The organism is Flavobacterium sp. N2550 (assembly GCF_025947265.1).
Classification (GTDB): Bacteria; Bacteroidota; Bacteroidia; order Flavobacteriales; family Flavobacteriaceae; genus Flavobacterium; species Flavobacterium endophyticum.
The window spans coordinates 3206567-3227131 of sequence record NZ_CP110007.1 but is presented as its reverse complement, the minus strand read 5'-3'; the positions used below and the strand labels follow the sequence as shown (position 1 = coordinate 3227131).

Genomic DNA, 20565 nt, shown 5'->3' with positions numbered 1-20565 from the left:
ATTATGGGAGATTTTAAAAACCTAAGTAACGAAGACGCGATTTCAAAACTGAAAAAGCTGGCCGAAGACATACGAGTCTGCATGTTTTGTACCGATTTATCGCACAGTCCATTTTCGACACGCCCGATGAGCGTTCAGGAAGTCGACGAAGGAGGGAATATTTGGTTCCTTAGCGGTGCCGACAGCAATAAGAACTTCGAGATAAAACAAGACGAAAACGTGCAATTGCTTTTTGCAAAAAATTCAAGCTCGGAATACCTGAATATCTATGGAAAAGCTTTTATCTATAAAGACAAATCCACGATCGAAGACAAATGGAACCCGATTGCAAAAGCATGGTTTTCTAAAGGAAAGGATGATCCGAATGTTACCGTAATCCGCATACAGCCAGACTATGTCTATTATTGGGATACTAAAAGCGGTAAGATGGTCGCAATGCTAAAAACCGCAGTAGGAGCCCTACTAGGAAAGCCATTAGATGACAGCATAGAAGGAAAACTTTCTGTCTAAGCACAATCCAGACAGCAAGAATAAAAAGCTTCCAATCGGGAAGCTTTTTATTTTTAATATATTTAGGCTCATCTTCAACGTTTTATTGTAAATTTAGGTATTGTTTGCCCGCCAACACTAATGACAGTCTATGCAAGAAAAAACTACGAACTCTAAATTTCTCCAAAAATTACGCGGCCTGCCTGGTTGGGCAAGGCTTTCGCTTAAAATAATGTCAGGAGTCTTTCTCTTTACGATCCTTGCTTATATGGGACTTGCTTTTTATGTCAATACGCATAAAAAAGAAATCTTAGCTTCCATCACCCAAAAGATCAATGAAAATATCAATGGGAAATTTACGGCCGAAAGCATGGAACCTACTTTCTTGCAAGGATTTCCCCGTGTTTCCTTAAGAATAAAAAACGCCGTTTTAAAAGACAGCCTCTGGGCTTCCCACAAAAATACGCTGCTGCAAGCCGAAGACTTTAATATTTCAATCAATGTGCTGGCTTTTCTCCGCGGAACGCTAGAAATTAAAAAGATCGACATCAGCGATGCGACGATTCATTTGTTCGTTGCAGAAAACGGCTATAGCAATTCGGCAATTTTCAAGTCGAAACAAGAAAATGAAGCTTCTGGCGAAAGCAGTTCTTTTGCCGAAATAAAAGCGTTTGAATTGCACAATGTAACCTTTATTTCAAACAATCTCAAGGGCAAAAAGCTTTTCAATTTCTCGATTGATGATCTCAAAGGCAGGCTTGATTATGATTCTGAGGGATGGGAAGCGGCTATAAAACTAGAGGCTTCGGCACAAAGCCTTGCTTTTAATACCCAGCACGGCAGTTTTATCAAAGACAAAAAGCTTAACGGAAAACTTGATATCGCGTATAATGAAAAAGCCGAAACCATTGTCTTTGAGCCCAACGATTTAGAAATAGGCGACGATACCTTCAGCATTGGCGGAAAATTCAACATCGGCAAATCTAATTCTGATTTTTCACTGCGTATCAAAGCCGACAAAATTCTTTGGAAAAACGCTTCTAATTTACTTTCAAACAATATCAGCCGACAGCTCAACCGCTTCGATTTGGAAAAGCCGATCGATGTGACCTGCGATATCGTAGGCGATTTGAACGCGGCTGGCGATCCGTTGTTTTTAGTAAAAGCGGCGATTAAAAACAACCGACTCCACATTCCTGACGGGATTATCGATAAGTGCAGTTTTGATGGAGTTTTCACGAATGAATTTGTCAAGGGCAAAGGATTTGACGACCCGAATTCTGTTGTAAAACTGATGGATTTCAAAGGCGAGTATAAAGAAATTCCTTTTGTGATGGACTCTGCGATAATCAATGATTTTAGTAAGCCGATTGCCTCGGGCGTCTTTAAGTCCCAATTTCCGTTGGAGAAGTTGGGCAATGCCGTTGACAAGGAGCTGCTGGTGTTTTCCAAAGGCAATGCTGATGTAGAATTTCACTTCAAAGCTGATATTGTTGATTTTGAAATTACCAAGCCATTTGTTTCTGGATTGGTCAAGATTGAAGAAGGGGACATACGTTATGTGCCGAGAAATCTGTCCTTCAAAAACACCAACGTCGCCTTGAATTTTACAGAAAAAGATTTGTTTATCAGCAATATCAGGCTGCAAAGCGGTAGAAGCATCGTGAATATGGAAGGCAGTATCAAAAACTTCCTGAATCTTTATTACACGGAACCCGAAAAGCTGGTGCTCAACTGGAAAGTGACCAGTCCGCAATTGTATATGGGCGAATTTCTTGGGTTTTTAGGAAGCCGTAAAACAAGACAACCTGCAGTGAAAACCCAAAAGAGTAATGTAAATGATAAACTGAATTTTCTTTTTGAGAAAAGCAACGTCGCTTTAACGGTTCAAGTTGATAAGTTTTATTATAAAAAATTTACGGCTACCAACGCAAAGGCGGCTATTCTGCTGTCGGAATCAGGAATTACGATACAGAATGCGGTAGTCAATCATGCCGGCGGACAAGTAACCCTTAACGGTTCGATAGAGCAGGGGAAAGCAAAGAATCATTTTTCGATGAAGGCAAATGTGGCTAATGTTGCCATTGAAAAATTCTTCTATGCGTTTAATGATTTTGACATGCAGTCTCTGACATCGAAAAACCTGAAAGGCTATCTTACAGCTAATTCTTCTATTTCTGGAAATATCACAAACGATGGCAATTTGGTAACGAATTCTATGAACGGAACGGTCGGCTTTACGCTTAGAAAAGGTGCCTTGATTGGTTTTGAGCCAATCAAAAGTGCCGGAAAATTTGCATTTCCTTTTCGGGACTTGGACAATATCACGTTCAGCAATCTGAAAGGCGGCTTTGATATCAAAGGCGAAAAGATAACCATCGAGCCAATGCAGATCAATTCCAGCGTATTGAATATGGATATTGCGGGAGTCTATTCTTTTGGGAAAGGCACGAACATAGCACTCGATGTGCCGCTTCGGAATCCTAAAAACGACAAAGACATCACCGACAAAGAACAGCTGGAAGAACGAAGAAATAGGGGTATCGTACTGCATCTTTTAGCTTCTGATGGCGATGACGGAAAAATTAAAATCAGGCTCGTCAGCAAGAAAAAGCGAAATGAGGAGGTAAATTAATTCTAGAAAGGATAGCCAATCGCCAAGTTAAATACTAAGTTTTCTTTTCTCCAGTCTGGACTTCCAAATTGCACTTTATCCAAGACCCAGCGTTCACCTTCCGGCAGATAAGGCTTGCGCAAAGGGAAAGCCAAGTCCAATCGCAGTACTAAAAACGACAAATCGAATCGCAGACCCGCACCAGTACCTACTGCAAGCTCGTCTAAGAATTTGCTTGAGAATCGCGCTCCGGCCTTATTTTCGTTGTCATTCATCAGCCATATATTTCCGGCATCGACAAAAACAGCACCATGCACGATGCTAAATAGCTTGGCGCGGTATTCGGTATTGAATTCCAGTTTTAAATCTCCTGATTGGTCCGGCAGGAAAGAACTTTCTTCTACATTCGGATTGTAAGTACCAGGTCCAATCGAACGTGCCCTGAAAGCTCTGATACTATTAGTTCCTCCGATAAAAAATTGTTTGATAAAAGGCAATTCTTTGGAGTTTCCGTACGGAATTCCCACGCCTACGATAATTCGGCTGGCCAATTGCGAATCTTTTCCGAGTTTTAAATAATGGCGGAATTCGTTTTCTAATTTTACGAACTGGCTAAAAGGCACTCCTAAAATTTGCTTTGGATTGTCTGCATCGCCGCCCATAATCAATCCGGTTGCTGTGGCAGAAAGATCGATGCTTCCTTTGTAGTAAAAAGTATTCGTCCTTCTTCTGCGCATCGTGTTCGTATACGTATAGGAATAGGTCGGACCAAAAATCAGCTGCTTGTCGATGACGCGCTGCAATGACGGATTTCCCGGTGTTTCATCGGTTCCGTCAATCTGTGCTTGGTATTCGGCGGAAACATTTCCGGAACTTACATAGGTGATTTCCGTCAGGTTTAATTGATGTTCTTTTCGGGCATTTTCTTTCCATAAATAGCCAAAAGAACCTTTAAAAGTATTCAGGGTATAAAGACGCTGTCTTTCTTGATGTTCGTAACCGATTAAGGCTCTGGTTTTAGGCACGAAGCCGCTACCGGATTTTAGCTGGAACGGAGCAATAAAACGCGGCCAGACAATACTTGCCTCGCCTCCAAAGCGGAACACATTATAGCCTTTGTTTTGCCCAGAAACTTGCACTTCCATACCGCCAAAGCCTGTAATTGTAAGCAATTCGGCGCCTTTAAACGTATTTCTGTTCAGCCAGTTGACATTTAGTTCAGTTCCGGTATAATTGGCAGAGTTTGTCTTTCCTAACACTTCTACTCGGATGGACTTTTTTGGAAGCGGCGTCAGGTAGTAATAAGCATCCAGCGCATTTTCGACAGAATCGGAAACGCGGAATTCGTTTTTTACAAACTTAAAAGTTCCCAGATTGACCAAGCGGTTCAGGGAAAGATTATGGTCTGTACGGTTATACACATCGCCTTTTTTGAAATACAATGTCCTGTCATAGATTCGAGGATTGAAGGTCTTGACGGTGTCGATTATGGTAAGGTCTTTATATTTTTCAGCAAAAGACTTGTCATTGCTGATACTGTCTGTTGTTATCGAATAGTTTGGATAAATATAGGTTTCGTTGATCGTATAGACTTTTTTAGCACGTTCTGGAGTCTCTTTTTTTACCTTGACAATCAGGTCGACTTCTTGCTTGCCAACGGTACTGTCAACCTGCACTAAGATAAAATCGGGATTGAAGAAATAATAGCCTTTTTCTTTGAGTCGGGTGTCGATACGCTCTCTTTCTTCCTTGATGACCTCTAGACTATAGGCATTGCCGACTTTTAAGCGGCTCCTGCGTTGGAGTCGGGCGATATTTTTTGACAGTTCGGAAGAGTCGGAAGGAAACGTAACGCTTTTTATCTTGTACTGTTTCCCCGGACGGACGATATACTCTGCAGTTACTTTTCGGTTACGGCTTCTTCCGGTCGAATCGGACTCGGTTCTTACTTTGAAATACCCATTATTTTCAGCATAATTTTGAAGAATGCTTTCGTTGTATTCTAAATCAACCTTGCTGAACAACACCGGCGGCTCTCCGACCTTATTGCGAAGCCAATAGCGGAATCCTTTGTCTTTTTTAGGCTCTCCAGCAATATTGTAAAAATATAATTTCGGGCGCAGTCCCAAAAAAGTCTTGTTAGGCAGCGGACGCAATAAAGGCTCGAGTTCTTTTTCAAGATTTTTTCTTTCTTTTCGGGATAGGAGGGTGTCTTCTACTTTTACTTTTCCGCCTACATACAAAGCATCGCCTTCTGGAAGGTATTTCAAGTTGCTGCAGCCATACAAAAAAAGTAGGGCAAAAAAGAGCGTATATTTTACAGTATTAGTCATTGTCAATTTCTTTTTCTTCTTTTTCTTCGGCTAATTTTTCTTTCTCTTTTTGTTTTTCTCTTAGTTCTTTTTCGCGTTTTCTGGTTTCGCGGATCATTTTCTTTTCTTCTTCGGTCCTGTGGAAAAGCTCACGGAATTTGTTGTAATCCATCGTGATGATAAAGGCAACTCCGGTTTCAACAACTTGTCCTTGCAAGGCGACTTGGTATTGGTTTTTTCGGTAGGCGCGAACCATATACCTGCCGTCTTTTGTCAATTGGTAATCGGCCGAAATATCGCCTGCAATATTGGTCGTTTCTTCATTGGATTGTTGCGGCCCTTCGATACCGAAACTGCTTCCTACGGTCACTTTAAGGCGGTCATTAAGCAATCGTTTTGATAATCCTACATTAAGATCGGTACGGTCTTCTCGAGTGCCGGTGGTGTAATCTTCTCTGGATTCTAGGTCAAAATCAAGTTCTACGCCTTGTACCAGATCTCTGGCAAGATTGTTTAGCTGTTGGGAAAGGATCTTGCTCACGCTTTGTCGTGCAATAGCTCCTGCATTAGTTCCTCCGGCTTCGCTGGCAAAAGGGTTTTCGCCAATAAAACGACCCAATAACAGCAAGGCAAATACCTGCTTGTTTAATTCTCCAGGCTCTTGGCGCAGCTGTGCCAGTTTTGTTTTGGAAGAGGAAATGATTTCTGTCGCAACGTTGTAATTGCCATCCGGCAATACGATGTCAAAACTAATCTCGGGCTTCAACAGCTCGCCGTTCATTTTTAATAATGTCTGGAACGGAATACGTTGTTTATAGGTGTTTCGGACAGCAGGCGAGGCGTTGCTCAACTGGGCATCTAATAAATCAATAGGCGCAGTTTCTATTTCATATACGGCAGTAATGTTGATATCGGCAGAAGTAGGCTCTCCGGTCCAAAGGATATAACTGCCCGCCTTGATGTCAAATTTTCTCTTAAGGAGGTTGAACGTCATTTCATAAGCTCCTTCGCTAAATTCATACCTTCCTGTAAGCGTCGTTTTTCCTGATTCATCGATTCCTCCGGTCAGTTGCGCTTCTCCTTTTAGGTTCAGGTAGTCGCCGTTTCCTTTGTCGATAATCATTGTCAGTTCGGCTTCTTTTACGATTTCTATGTTTACCGAAACGTCCATTCCCTTAAATTGTGTCTGGGTTATGGCGTCTGTCTGTGCGGTAAATCGCTTGTCGATCTGCACGGCATCTTGGTCGATAAATTCTACGATGCCTTCACGATCCGCAATAGAAGGGTCGGATTGCGGAAGGACGATGGTCAGGTCTGTGTCTTTGTTGATCTTGATCGTTCCGTCAACGACAGGCTTGTTCAGGTCGCCTTTTACGCTCAGTTTAGTATCAATGAACAAATCGCCATAGTAAAGGTCGTTGTCTTTTTCTTTAGAGTTTAGTGCCTTGAAGTTGTCGGCATTGACTGTAAGATCAAACCCATAGTCGGTATAATTGGTCGTTAGCACGCGTCCATCCACTACAAGCAGGTTGTCTTCTGAATCAGATATTGAAAAATCATCAAAGTTGATTCCTGAACTGGTGAACGTAATTTTATCGTTTATCGACTTAAATTTAGAAGCAAGCTGTTTTACCTTGAATCCGACTTCGTTGAACTGCAGTTCTCCAATCACGCTCGGCTGTTTGGTACTTCCGGTAATCTTGAAATCGCCAGACAGGAATCCTGTGCTTTCGGCCAAGTTGCCCATCGTAAAGCCTTGGATGCTTTTCATGTTGAGCTTTTCGATATCCAGCGTCATGTCAAAAGTACTGTTGTCCGTTCTGTAGGTTCCGTCCAGATTTACTTGGTTGCCGTCGCCGCCCGTAATGGCAACTTGGGCATCTAATACATTGGCTGTCTCGTTGTTGACTTTCACGCTGATATTGCCGATGGTATCTTTTTTAAAGCTGAAATCTTCAATAGTCATATCGGCTGTAAACGTTGCTGTTTTAGAAAGGTTTTTCACCAGCACATTCCCGTTGATTCTTCCTCCGGCCAGCAAAGTGTCTTTTTGTATGGCACTCGTGATGGTCTCGATCTTAAAGTCTTTAAAATCGACATCTAGCGGCGCGTTCGGCGCTTCGGATTGCGACTGGATTTTTATGGAGCTTCCTTCGTTGCTTAATTCAAAATTAGAAGCGTAGATGCCTTTGTCTCCAAACTGGATGATATTTTCTCTGTCAATGTCCCAAGGCTCGTAGTTTAAGATCAGTCCGTCGGGTTCTAGAGAAACCTGCATGGTTCCGTCGGTAGATTTTAGGCTTCCGGCCACAAGATAGTGGTCTTCGTCTTTTTTATTTCTTACTAGCAAGGTATAGTTGATCTTGTTGTCTCGTATTTCTCCAGAAATGCTGGTGTATGGCAGGTTGATTTGCGAATTTTTGATATCGTCAATAACCAAGCTGTAAATCAGCGCGTTTTCATCGGTCTCGATATCGAGCTGGCCGTTGGTGATGGTATTGGTTCCGTAGATTATTTTCGGAATTTTTCCGTTTACGGTAATGCTGTCGCCTTCGCTATTGTATCTTCCGGTAATTTCAATAGGCGACACGCTGGTGAGCTGCGGTATTAATTTTACTAAAATAGGATCGTCTTTAACGCCAATCTTTAGGTCAAACTGTTGCGGCTTGGTTGCTTTTTTAGGAGCTTTAGGATTGGTATCGTAGTATTTTGCAATAGAGTTGGCCAATGCTGTCGGCGCTTGGTCGATCTGAAATTTTCCTGCAAGTTGTGCATCTACGAACTGTGATTTCAGCCTGATGGTGTCGCTCGCAGCCGTTGAAATGGCTTCTACTTTTATCGAATCTAAGGCATAGGTTTCTTTAGCGTCGGCAATCAAGATATTGTGGATGCTGATGGTACCGTTTAAGAATTCTGGATTTGAGCTCGGGATATCGGCATAGACATCGCCTCGAATCTTCATAGGTCCGGCATGGAGGTTCAGCTTTTCTAAATCGGCAATGTCGGTATTCAGTTTTAGTTTTACAGACGGGTATTTGTCTTTGAAATTTCCTTCGGCTTTTAAGGCAAAGGTGAGGTTGGCATCATTCATTCCGGCTGTGGCATTAAAGTTGCCGTTTTGGATGGCGCCTTTTAATTTTAGATCGCGATAGGCATAGCGGTTGAATTCGGCCTTGATTAAAGTACCGTCAATTGTGGCATTCGCTGTTTTTGGATCCAAGCCCGTTCCTTTTACTTTTGCCTTCAGGCTTACTTTTCCTAGAGAATCATTCTTAAGTAGCTTACCGATATCGAAATTGTCGATCGTGGCATCGGCTTGGTATTTTTCGTGATTTTTTCGTCTCTGATCAAAAGAGGCTTTTACTTTTGCCTTTCCGAAACTGCTGGCAAGGTTCAGGTCGGTATTGAAATTATTGACCGCTCCTTTGAAAAAGCCGTTCAATGACAGCTGTGCTGGAAGCTGGATCGTTGCCGGAAGGGTTCCTTCGGGAACAAAGGTATTGATGTCTTTTGAAGAAGTCTTGAATTCTCTGATTTTTAAGTCAAAATATGCTTTTTTGGCATCAGGCAGTCCGGTAATCCTGCCGCTGGCCGCAATGACTGTCGTGCCTATGCCACTGATTTCGAGGTTGGGAATGACAAGGTCGCTGACTTTTCCGGATACTTCGCTGTTGATGTAGAGTATGGCTTCTGGATTGCTCTTGAATGGATTGGTGTTTTCTAGATTCGGCACAAAAAGCAGGATGTCCTTGAACCCGATTCTGCTGTCTTCTAATGAGGCCTTGATGCCGAGATCGCCAAGGTTATCAGCAATTGTAGCAAGATTGTCATAGGTAATATTGATTTCGTCTTTGACTAAAGTCTGCGGTGTTTTTAGATAGAGCTTTTTGAGGGAGACTCTTTTTGAACCGTAGAAAAAATCGGTACGGAACGACTCGATGGCTACGCCGCTTTGGTCGTTCATCGTGAAGGCTTGGATGTTTCCCGAAATGGTATCGGAACTGTAGTAGAATTTCTCGCCTTGGAGTTGTACGTTTTCTAAGTTCAGATGTTTGTAATCAATTCCTTTTTTGGCTCTTGTCGCGTTTTCATCATCAAAGCGGAACGCAATGTTTTTTAAGGACGTATGGTCTAATTTTACTTTCCACTTTGGTCCCGAAGCCTTGAGCGAATCGGGCGCTTGAACGGTTATCTTTTTGTCAAGCTTTCCAAACGTGAGTCCGCCCTTGATACCGTCGATTTCAAAGTTTTTCAAGTCGATAAATTGCTTCTTGAGGTCGATTGAATTGAATTCTACTACTAGCTTTTTTAGGTTTAGGCCTGTATTCAGCTTTGTACCGGCGTTGTCGAAGCCGATGTTGATGTTGGCGAGGTTGATTGCTCCTAATTTTAAATTAAGTTCAGGACTGCGGACGGCTTCATCGGCTACTTCAACGGTATTTTGGGCGACTTCTTGAACAATTTCGCCTTGTTTCAGCATTACCGTGAATCCGTCGAGATTGATTTTTGGAACTTCGAAATCCATCTTGTCCAAATCAAATTTGGTAATCTTGGTATCAAAATGCTTGAGATAGGCGGTAAGGTCGTTTTTGGAAATCTTGTCGTCGAAACGGACTTTGATCCGGTCGAGATTTATTTTTCGTATGGAGAATTTCATCGGCTCTGAATCTTCTGCTTTGGGTTCTTCGGAAGCAAAGGCCTTGATGATGTAATCGAAATTAAAGATTGAGTCTTTGTCTCTTTTTATAGTTGTGGTAATTCCCTCTAGGTCAACGGAATTGACTTCGACTTCGTTGCTCAGCAATTTGAAAAGGCTGATGTCTACTTTTAATTTTTCTCCTGCCAGAAGCGTGTCACCTTGCTGGCTTTCGAAATAAACGTCTTCTATAATTACTGTTTTGGGAAAGCCGATCTCGATGTGTCCGATAGAAACAGGCGTCTTGATTTTTCCTTCGAGATACGTCACGGCCTTGTCTTTGATAAGATTTTGGAAATAAGGAATCTGGATCAAAATTATAATCAATAAAAGCAAACCTAGTATGGAACCTAGGGTCCAAGCTGTAATTTTAAGCCCTTTCTTTACGTACTTATTCAATGGTGCAGGTTTTATATAAGACTAAATATAGGAATTTAAAAATGGTTTTTTGCTAAATACTTGCTAAAAGTGACAGAAAAAAACTAACAAATTTTGTTTAATGTAATCTAAACGATTTATAGTTTGAAATAGACTTGTTTTACTTTATTACAAGCGTATTTAAGTTTGAAATATGCCTTTTCAAGTTTACCATAAATAATTTCAATTTTGTAATGATTGTTTTTAATTTTAAAATATCTCGTTTCCACTTGAACATAAGTAGTTTCTCTGTAAAAATAAGCATGTTCAACGTTAAAATATTGCTTTTCAAGAGGAACATAAGCGATTTCAACTTGAAAATAAGCTCATTCTCTTTAAGGATAAGCGAATTCCGGCTATACACCTTTCGTTTCTACTTTGGAATAGGCTTTTTCTACTTTCTAGATTTGATCTAGCAGGGATTTTAGATCGATGCTGTCTTTAAAAAAGTCTTTCCACAAGTCGCCTTTTTTTTCAAGTCGCTTTGGGACGGTCTTGATGGTAAACGCGCCAAGGTCTAGCTTGGCATTCACTTCGTCCCATTCTAGCGGGGTGCTGACAGTGGCTCCGTCTCTCGGGCGAAGCGAGTAGATGCTTGCCATGGTTTTTCCTTTTCCGTTTTGCAGGAAATCTAGATAGACTTTTCCTTTTCTTTTTGACGGACTTCTTTCGAGGCTGACTACATCGGGTAGCTTTTTGAGTACCATCTGGCTGACGAGATGCGAGAAGGTGCGTGTCTGGTTGTAGGTATATTTTGGCAGTACTGGAATAAAGACGTGCAGTCCTTTTCCGCCTGATGTTTTTATATAGGCGGGCACTTTTAGGGAGTCTAGAATTTCTTTTAAGGTCAAAGCGGTCTTGATAATCTTGTCCATTCCTGCCTCGTTCGGATCGAGGTCAAAAATGATATAGTCGGGATTGTTCAGCGTGCCGATGCGGCTGCTCCAAGGGTTAATTTCGATACAGCCCCAGTTGGCTAAAAAGAGCAGCGTGTCTTTGTCTTGGCAGAGCAGGTAGGTAATGGTTTCGCCTGTTGATTTTGATTTTAGTTTTTTGGTCTTGATCCAATCCGGAACTTGTCCTTCTACGTTTTTTTGGAAAAAGCCGTCTTTTGTGATTCCGTTAGGCGTGCGTTTTAACGATTCTGGACGGTCTTTCAGGTAAGGAAGAATGTAATCAGCAACGGCATCATAATAGGCTATCACATCGCCTTTGGTATATTTTTCTTTGGGCCAGAAAATCTTGTCGAGATTCGAAAATTCGGCCTTGCTGTCTGTCTTTTCCATTGCCTTTTTGTTTGTAGTTTTGTCTTTCGATTCGACAGCACTTTCTGCGGCTATCTTGCTTTCTTTTACGACCTCGCTTGCTTTTTTATCTTTCCGCAAGCCTAGGAATACGGGATGGCGCATGCTGCCCGCGTCGGTCCATTCGGTAAATTTTAATTGGGCAACCAGTTCGGGCCTGACCCAATGGGTGCCTTGCAATCTGGGCGGTATCTTAAAGGGGCTTGTCTTGCGTTCGAGCTTCTCTAGTTTGGTGCGGAGTTCTTTCAGGGTCTTGTCGTCGAATCCGGTTCCTACTTTTCCGGAATATATAAAATCGTCTTTGTCGAAATAACCGCAAAGCAGGGCGCCTAGTCCGTTTCGACTTCCTTGCGGGTCGGTAAACCCGCCGATGACCATTTCTTGCTGTTGGGTGGTTTTTATCTTGAGCCAGTCTTTGGTGCGCTGGTCTTGGTGGTATCTTGAGGTGATTTTTTTGGCAATGACTCCTTCGCCTCCTAATTTTTCGATGGCGGCAAAGGTTTCTTTTCCTTGCCCGATGGTGTGCGATGAAAAAATAACGTTGTCTAATTTTGGAAGGATGGCTGTCAGGATTTTTTTGCGCTGTAGCAATTCAAGCTGTCTCAGGTCATAGCCGTTAAAATATAGAATGTCAAAGACGTAAAATTTTAGGGTGCCTTTTTCTCGGTGCTCGTCAAAATGCTGCAGCCACTGGAAATGGCTTTTTCCTTTATTGTCTTCTACGACAACTTCGCCGTCTAAAATGACGTCATCATTTATTTTTTCTAAGACCGTGACAAGATCCGCGTATTTGGTATTGAAAGAAATTCCATTTCGGGAAATAAGCTTTACTTTATTCTTTTGGATTTGCGCAAAAGCACGGTAGCCGTCAAATTTGTTTTCGAAAAGCCAGTCATCATTGTCAAAAGCTTCATCGGCCAGCGTCGCCAGCTGCGGACGCCAGTCGTCTGGGAAGGTTTTTAGCGTAGTGGCTTCTTGTAGGTCTTCGGCAGAAAAAGCTTGTTCATTACGGATTAGGGATTGCCTGGGCTTTTCTTTTTCGGCTTCTTTGTCTTCTTTCTCTTTTTCTTTTTTGGTTTCGGCTTTAGAAAGCTTTTTGCCTTTGTCGGAACTGTACATGGCTCCGTTCTTTTCTATTCCTTTAAAATCTAATCCGGAAACGGCAGAGTTTTCATCGAATTTTATTTTAGCGCCCGCAAATTCGTCTTTCGACTTCATCAGCAGCCACAGGTTGTCTTTGCCTTTCATTTCGACCAAATGCCAAGCGCCAGACAATTTTTTTCCTTTCAAGATGATTTTGATGGAGCCTTCTGCAAGCTGTTTTTTCATCGTCTTGTTGTCTTGGGCAACGGCTGTTTCTGTGTTTTCAGGGCGGTAGGTTCCGTAGTCCCAGACCATCACGGTCCCGCCGCCATATTCTCCTTTGGGAATAGTTCCTTCAAAATCAAAATAATCCATCGGGTGGTCTTCGGTCTGTACGGCCAAGCGCTTGTCTGACGGATTGGCGGAAGGTCCTTTTGGAACGGCCCAGCTCACCAAAACGCCATCTATTTCTAGTCGAAAGTCATAGTGCAATCGCGAAGCCGCGTGCTTTTGAATGACAAAAGTAAGCTCGCCTTTGGAGGCTTTTTTGATTCCTTTGGGTTCCTTGGTTTTAGAGAAATCTCGTTTCTGATTGTATTTTTCGAGCGCCATGGTCTTAGTTTTTTATTGCTTCAAGACTTGCTTTGAGTTGTGCCAGTAGATCGTCTGTAGCCTCTTTTTTTGCTTTAGGTTTTTCTGCCGGTTCTTCTTTTTTTGCGGACTTGCCTTTTTCTTTTGATTTTTTCCTGATGATTTTCAGCAATTCGTCCTTGTAGGTGTCTTTGTATTTTTCGGGCTCGAATTTGTCGGTAAGCTGTTCGATAATGTTCAACGCCATATCGAGTTCTTTTTTGGCAACTTTTACGTCGTCTGGAATTTTTACTTCGGATGGGCTGCGTAGGTCTTGATCAAAACGAATTTGTATGAGCAGGATGGCGTTGTCTTCGACCTTAAGGATTCCGAGATGCTCGGTGTTTCGCAGCACAAATTTTACAAGGCCGGCCTTTCCCGATTTCTTTAGAGCCTCTCGAAGCAGGGTATAGGTCTTTTTGGCTTCTTTGGCAGGTTCTACGATATAGGGCTTTTCAAGGTATTGGGCAGGAATTTCTTTTTCGAGCACAAATTCAAAAACATCTATGGTTTGTGTCTTTTCGGGCATGGCTCTGGCAAAGTCTGATTTGTCGAGCACCACATAGTCGCCATTTTCTTTTTTATAGCCTTTGGCAATTTCGTCCCAAGGCACTTCTTTTCCGTCTTTTTTGCAGACGCGGACAAATTCGATGGCGCAATGGTCTTTTTTACGAACCATATCCAGGTCAATCCGATGCGTGACAGCGCCACTGTATAGGCGAACGGGTATATTGATCAGGCCAAAACTGATGCCTCCTTTCCAAATTGCTTTCATATGATTTGATTTACAACTACTTAAATTTATTGTTTTTTGGCCAAAAATGATAGGGCTTTAACATCCCTTTCACGTGTCAGGGTAATAAAAAACGGAGGCTAAAGGTCTCCGTTTTTGAATTGTATTTAAGATTATTCCGGATTAGTATCCGATCCTGTGCGCTTCTGGTCGCGTTTTGTCTGCTGCGGATCATCGTCAGCATCTTCATCATCCGTCAGCGAATCGTCATCGTCATCAAAACCATCGTCTAGAAAATCATCATTGTCTTCTTCTTCCTTATCGTCATTATCGAAATTTCGGTCTTGATCAAATGTATTATTACGATCTCTGTTTAGATCAGGATTGTCAATTTCTCGCTTGCCGTTTCCTCTTATTTGTTCTCCATTAAGAGGATGGCTTGGGCTGTTCTGTCCCCAGAGCAGCTCTTCGTTCAGGTCGTTATATTGTGTTCTCATAGCATCATTTTTTTAGTTATTCTTCAGTTTCGTCTATATCATCGGCCGCATCGAAGTTAATCGTGTTGTAGGCGGCTTCGGTCAAGGTAACATCAGCTTCTTTTTCTTCGTTAAGTGTGATTTCCAGAAGTCGTGCGGCTTCATCTTCGCCTAACGTTTTTGCAAAAGCACAGAGTGTTCCGTAGCTGGCAATTTCATAGTGTTCAATTTTTTGGGAAGCAGCTATGATTCCGGCATCGCGAACAGCGCCAGGTTCTGTTTCTTCTAGAATGCCTTCGCCTTCTTTGATAAGGCCTTCCATGGCATCGCATTTTTTGGCTGTGGCTTTTTTGCCGAGCGTATCAAAAACCTCCTCGAGTCGGGTAACTTGTTCTTTGGTGACTTCTAAATGGTCTTCGATGGCAGCCTTTAGGTTTTCGGAAGTCGCGTTTTTTGCCATTTTCGGAAGTGCTTTTGTGAGTGCTTTTTCAGCCCAATAGATGTCCTTAAGTTGTTCCATAAACAATTCTCTTAATCCATCGGCAGCATTTGCTTTTGGTTTCACCGTTTTTGCACTGGAACTCGGGCTTTTTGCTGTCGATTTTGAGGCACTTGGACTGTTTTTAGAATTGCTGGATTTTGCTGTGGTTTTGCTGCTATTTTTTGCGGCAGAAGAATTTGAATTTTTCATAATTGCTTATTTTTTAGTTGATCTATTCTCAAAGTTCCAACTTGAACAAGCATTTTTACTTATACAATTGATTTTAATTTTTATATGTTTGGTTAGATAGCAAGGTGTTGCTCTTAAATGATTTATTAGGACGGTGTCAAACAATGGTACTTGTAAATGATTCTGCACCGTGAGAACCGTATTTTTCAAGATGGTTTACAAAATGACTGCCTAGTATAGCGCCTTTTTGGAATTGTGTAGCTTGTTTAAAAGTGGTACTGTTGCTGATTCCAAAACCTATAATCTGCGGATTCTTAAGTTTCATAGAAGCAATCCTTTCAAAATAAGCCAGCTGCTTTTCGTCAAATGCTGCCCTGCTTCCGGTAACGCTCGAACTGCTGACCATATAAATAAAGGCATCTGAAGCTTCATCAATTTGTCTTATCCTATCTTCAGAAGTCTGCGGCGTGATAAGAAAAATAGGCGCGAGATGGTATTTTTCAAAAATAGATTTGTAGTCGGACAGGTAGACTTCTAAGGGAAGATCGGGGATAATCAATCCGTCGATTCCTGTTTCTTGGCATTTCTTGCAAAAGTTTTCTACGCCAAATTGCAGTATCGGATTAAAATAGCCCATGATCAACACCGGAATCTTGACGGTTTCACGAATGTTTTGTAATTGCTCGAAAAGCAGCTGTGTTGTCATTCCGTTTTTTAATGCTTTGGTAGAGCTGGCTTGTATCGTCGGTCCGTCGGCTAAAGGATCGCTGAACGGAAGGCCGATCTCAATCATGTCAACGCCTGATTTCTCTAAATTTTCGATAATGACCTTTGTGTCATCTAAATTGGGGAAGCCAGCCGTAAAATAGATAGAAACCAGCTTTTTGTCTTCTCTTAGTTTATCTTGGATGCGTTTCATGTTCTAAAGCTTAAAATAGTTGATATAGGTATTGAGGTCTTTGTCGCCACGGCCAGAAAGGTTGATAATTACGATATCTTCGGGACGGAATTTTTTGCATTCCAAAACGGCTAAGGCATGGGCGCTTTCAATCGCAGGAATTATGCCTTCTAATTGTGCTAATTCTATACCGGCTTGCATGGCTTGATCGTCGGTTATCGAAAGAAATTCGGCGCGCTTGCTTTCAAACAGATGGGCATGCATCGGACCGATTCCGGGGTAATCCAAACCTGCCGAAATAGAGTAGGGTTCTGTGATTTGTCCGTCCTTTGTCTGCATCAAAAGCGTCTTGCTTCCGTGAATGATGCCGATTTTTCCGAGTGCCGAAGTCGCGGCGCTTTCTCCTGAATCGATTCCTTTTCCGGCAGCTTCTGCGGCGATAAGCTTTACGTCTCCATTTTCTAAGAAGTGATAAAACGCACCAGCGGCGTTGCTTCCTCCACCCACGCACGCTACGACATAGTCGGGGTTTTGACGGTTTTCTTGCTCCATCAGCTGCAACTGCATTTCTTCGGAAATTATGCTCTGGAAACGGGCCACCATATCAGGATAAGGATGCGGACCGACCACGGAACCGATAATATAAAATGTGGCTTCGGGATTGCTGATCCAGTCCCTGATGGCTTCATTGGTGGCATCTTTTAGGGTTCTCGATCCAGAGCTTACGGGACGGACTTCGGCTCCTAGCATTTTCATTCGGGCAATATTCGGAGCTTGGCGTTCAATATCGACTTCGCCCATATAAACGATGCATTGCAGTCCCATCAAGGCGCAGACCGTTGCTGTCGCAACTCCATGCTGTCCGGCACCGGTTTCTGCAATAATGCGTTGCTTTCCTAATCGTTTTGCTAGCAATATCTGCCCGATGGTATTGTTGATTTTATGGGCTCCGGTGTGGCAGAGGTCTTCTCTCTTGAGATAGATTTTTGCGTTGTATTTTTCGGACAGTCTTTTGGCCAAATACAAAGGCGTCGGACGGCCCACATATTGCTTGAGCAGTGAGTGAAATTCTTTTTTGAATTCGGGTTCTTGGGAAATCTTGAGGTAGTTTCGGCGCAACTCTTCTACATTTGGGTAGAGCATTTCGGGAATAAATGCGCCTCCGAAACTGCCGTAATATCCTTTTTCGTCTGCGTTATAATTTGTGTTCATGATTTTCTTTTAGTTGTTGTATAAATTGTTTTAGCTTGGCGACATCTTTTAGTCCGGGACTGGTTTCGAATCGGCTGTTGACATCTATCACGAAACACTTTTTGAAATAGTCTTTTTGGAAGAATTCGAATAGCTTTTCTGTATCTTCTATGCCGATACCGCCGCTCAAAAAATAGTCTTTTTCTAAAGCGTAATTTTCTAAGATGTTCCAATCGAAAGTGGTTCCGTTTCCTCCAAAATGCTGTCCTTTGGTGTCAAATAAAAAATAGGAACAGGAATCTTTGTACTTTTCTAAAATGCTAAAATCAAAATCATTGCCGAGTGCAAATGCCTTGATTACTTTAGCATCTGAGATGCGCTCTATTGTGGTGCAAAATTCAGGCGTTTCATTGCCGTGCAACTGAATGAAATCGAGGCCGTGTTTTTGCGCTTTTTCTTTAATTTCAGTAAATGAAGCATTGACAAAGACGCCTGTCTTTTTTATGGCAGAATTGATTTTGGGTATTTCGGATTCAAAATAGCGGGGCGAGTTTTTATAGAAAATAAAACCCATAAAATCAGGTGCCAGCTGGCTCGTTTCCTGAATGTTTTCAGGAAACTTCATGCCGCAGATTTTTAGCTGTATTTGCTTTGTCATAGGTTGGAATTGATTTCTTTAATAAACTTTTCAAGTGCCAGACCAGGATTGTCGCTCTTCATAAAGCTTTCGCCGACCAAGAATCCTTCAAAGCCATATTTCTTGAGCTTTTGGATGTCTTCTGGAGTATTGATACCGCTTTCTGATATCTTGACAAAATCATTCGGGATCGAAGCGGCTAATTCAAAGCTGTTGGTCAGGCTGGTCTCGAAATTATTAAGGTTTCTGTTGTTTACGCCAATCAGGTCAAGGCTGGCCATCATTGCTTTTTCCAGTTCTTCATGGTTGTGAATTTCCAGTAAGACTTCTAGGGAGAGCGATTGGGCAAATTGCGAAAGTTGCCTGATTTCTTCTCGGGTCAATACAGCTGCTATCAGTAATATAGCATCGGCTCCGTGCGACTTGGCTTCTACAATCTGATAGGTATCGACAATAAATTCTTTTCTCAAAAGAGGCAGCGAAACAGCGGCTCTTGCCAATTGGAGGTCTTCGAGCGAACCGCCAAAATATTTGGCATCCGTTAATACCGAAATTCCAGAAGCACCGCCTTTTTCATATTCTTTTACGATTTCTTCTACTGAAAAACTATTATTTATTATAGCTTTTGAAGGAGAACGACGCTTATGCTCCGCAATGATTCCTGCGGACTTCTTGATGTGTTCAGACAGCGAGATCGTATGCTTTCCAAATAGATCGGAACTTTCTAATTGTTGGATAGAAATGATGCTTTTCTTTAAGGCGACTTCGCGCTTTTTGTCGGCAATTATTTGGTCTAAAATAGTCATGGCTATCGGCTTAAGTGTTGCAGTTTTTTTAATTTTTCTAAGGCTTTTCCGCTTTTGAGGCTCTCTTCGGCTTTGTGATAGGCCTCCGCCAGCGAATTGTTTTCTACAGTGCTGATTGCTACAGCAGCATTGGCGCAGACGACTTGGTTTTGGGCTTCTGTTCCGTTTCCGGAAATAATATCATGGAACAGCTGTGCTGCTGCTTCGACAGTAGCACCTCCTTTTATAGTGTCAGGATTCAGTGCGTGCAGGCTGAAATTTTTGGGACCGATAATGGTTTCGGAAGTCTTGCCGATGATTTTTGCATCGCCCGTCAACGAAATTTCGTCGTAGCCTTCAAGGGAATGCAAGATGGTATAGTTTACGTCGGTATTTTGGTATAAATAGGCATACATCCGAGCCAACTCTAAGCTAAAAACGCCGACGGTCTGATTTCTCGGAAATGACGGATTTACCATAGGACCTAGCATGTTGAAAAAAGTCTTGATACCCAGCTCCCTGCGGATCGGGCCTACATTTTTCATGGCGGGATGGAAGAGCGGGGCATGAAGGATGGAAATATTTGCTTCTTCGAGGCATCGTCTTAAAAAAACAGCATCATTGCTGAATTTTATGCCGAGATTTTCCATCACGTTACTGGAACCTGAAATCGAGGAAACGCCATAATTTCCATGTTTCGCGACTTTAATTCCGGCACCTGCCGTTACAAAAGAAGCTAGGGTAGAGATGTTGAAGGTGTCTTTTCCGTCGCCGCCTGTGCCGCATAAATCAACCGTATTATAATCGGAAAAATCAATCGGGATGCAGAGTTCTAATAGCGCTTCTCTAAAACCGGATAATTCGTCTATGGTAATGCTCCGCATCATAAATACGGTTAGGAAAGCCGAAATCTGGCTCGGATTATAGTGTCCCGAAGAAATGGCTACCAGCACAGATTTGGCTTCTTCTTTGGATAGGGTTTCGTGGCTTATGAGCCTGTTGAGTATGATTTTCATTGTTTCTATTTTTAAATTGACATGGACTAATTGTTGCTTTTAACTGTCGAGCCAATTTTTTAGGATTGTTTTTCCATGAGGCGTGAGGACGCTTTCGGGATGAAACTGTACGCCTTTTATATCGAATTTCCGATGCCTTAATGACATGATTTGTCCGTTTTCATCAGTAGACGTTATTTCTAATTCATCGGGAAAATTTTCTGCTGAAACGACCCAAGAATGGTAGCGACCGACTTCAAATTCTTCTGGAATTGAATTAAAAAGCGTTTCGTCTTTTACTGAATTTTTTACTTTAGATGAAATGCCATGAAAAACTTTATCTAAGTTAATTAAGCTTCCGCCATAAACTTCTCCAATGGCTTGCTGACCGAGACAGATTCCCAATATACTTTTGGTCTTGGAATAGTGGCTGATAACTTGTTTTAGGAGACCCGCTTCGTCTGGAATTCCAGGGCCTGGAGACAGTAAGATTTTATCAAAAGTTTGCAGTTCTTCGATTTCGAATTCGTCATTTCGGAGCACGGTTACTTCTCCTGATAATTCTTCTAGATAATGGACAAGGTTATAGGTAAAACTGTCGTAATTGTCGATGATAACTATTTTCATTTCCTTGA

14 protein-coding genes are annotated in these 20565 nt (G+C 42.1%); 2 read left to right on the top strand and 12 right to left on the bottom strand.

All coding sequences use genetic code 11. The annotated features are described in order from the left end of the window. Window positions 1-3: 3 nt before the first annotated feature. Together OLM56_RS14195 and OLM56_RS14190 are read left to right on the top strand one after the other, a co-directional pair. Window positions 4-510 (top strand): pyridoxamine 5'-phosphate oxidase family protein, encoded by a 507-nt coding sequence (locus tag OLM56_RS14195; RefSeq protein WP_264527453.1) that lies wholly within the window; start codon window positions 4-6, stop codon window positions 508-510. A gap of 130 nt (window positions 511-640) precedes the next feature. Next, window positions 641-3124 (top strand): AsmA-like C-terminal region-containing protein, encoded by a 2484-nt coding sequence (locus OLM56_RS14190; protein ID WP_264527452.1) that lies wholly within the window; start codon window positions 641-643, stop codon window positions 3122-3124. Window positions 3125-3126: 2 nt separating this feature from the next. Here OLM56_RS14190 and OLM56_RS14185 read toward each other — a convergent pair whose 3' ends face one another. The 12 genes from OLM56_RS14185 to OLM56_RS14130 form a co-directional block, all read right to left on the bottom strand. Continuing rightward, entirely contained in the window at window positions 3127-5436 is a 2310-nt protein-coding gene (locus OLM56_RS14185; protein ID WP_121374455.1) for a BamA/TamA family outer membrane protein, read from the bottom strand. Beyond that, a complete protein-coding gene (locus OLM56_RS14180) occupies window positions 5429-10510 on the bottom strand; it encodes a translocation/assembly module TamB domain-containing protein (RefSeq protein WP_264527451.1) in 5082 nt (1693 codons plus the stop codon). The genes OLM56_RS14185 and OLM56_RS14180 overlap by 8 nt, the downstream gene beginning before the upstream one ends. A 419-nt stretch (window positions 10511-10929) precedes the next feature. After that, complete coding sequence (gene ligD / locus OLM56_RS14175; RefSeq protein ID WP_264527450.1) at window positions 10930-13527, bottom strand: DNA ligase D; 2598 nt, start codon at window positions 13525-13527, stop codon at window positions 10930-10932. A 4-nt stretch (window positions 13528-13531) separates the two neighbouring features. Beyond that, window positions 13532-14320 carry a Ku protein gene (locus tag OLM56_RS14170; protein WP_264527449.1) on the bottom strand — a complete coding sequence of 263 codons (789 nt, stop codon included), beginning with the start codon at window positions 14318-14320 and terminating at the stop codon, window positions 13532-13534. Between the two features lie 131 nt (window positions 14321-14451). Beyond that, window positions 14452-14775: a hypothetical protein gene (locus OLM56_RS14165; RefSeq protein WP_264527448.1), complete on the bottom strand. Its 324-nt coding sequence runs from the start codon at window positions 14773-14775 to the stop codon at window positions 14452-14454. Window positions 14776-14791: 16 nt separating this feature from the next. Beyond that, window positions 14792-15445, bottom strand: coding sequence for a ferritin-like domain-containing protein (locus OLM56_RS14160; protein ID WP_264527447.1), 654 nt, complete (start codon window positions 15443-15445; stop codon window positions 14792-14794). 136 nt (window positions 15446-15581) lie between these two features. After that, window positions 15582-16343, bottom strand: a complete 762-nt coding sequence (trpA, locus tag OLM56_RS14155; protein ID WP_264527446.1) for a tryptophan synthase subunit alpha — start codon at window positions 16341-16343, stop codon at window positions 15582-15584. A gap of 3 nt (window positions 16344-16346) precedes the next feature. Then, complete coding sequence (gene trpB / locus OLM56_RS14150) at window positions 16347-17534, bottom strand: tryptophan synthase subunit beta (RefSeq protein ID WP_264527445.1); 1188 nt, start codon at window positions 17532-17534, stop codon at window positions 16347-16349. Continuing rightward, window positions 17518-18171: a phosphoribosylanthranilate isomerase gene (locus OLM56_RS14145; RefSeq protein ID WP_264527444.1), complete on the bottom strand. Its 654-nt coding sequence runs from the start codon at window positions 18169-18171 to the stop codon at window positions 17518-17520. The genes trpB and OLM56_RS14145 overlap by 17 nt, the downstream gene beginning before the upstream one ends. Further along, complete coding sequence (gene trpC, locus OLM56_RS14140; protein WP_264527443.1) at window positions 18168-18956, bottom strand: indole-3-glycerol phosphate synthase TrpC; 789 nt, start codon at window positions 18954-18956, stop codon at window positions 18168-18170. Before trpC ends, OLM56_RS14145 begins: the two co-directional genes overlap by 4 nt. Before the next feature lie 2 nt (window positions 18957-18958). Next, window positions 18959-19951, bottom strand: coding sequence for an anthranilate phosphoribosyltransferase (gene trpD / locus OLM56_RS14135; protein ID WP_264527442.1), 993 nt, complete (start codon window positions 19949-19951; stop codon window positions 18959-18961). Between the two features lie 39 nt (window positions 19952-19990). Then, window positions 19991-20557, bottom strand: a complete 567-nt coding sequence (locus OLM56_RS14130) for an anthranilate synthase component II (protein WP_264527441.1) — start codon at window positions 20555-20557, stop codon at window positions 19991-19993. Between the last annotated feature and the right edge of the window lie 8 nt (window positions 20558-20565).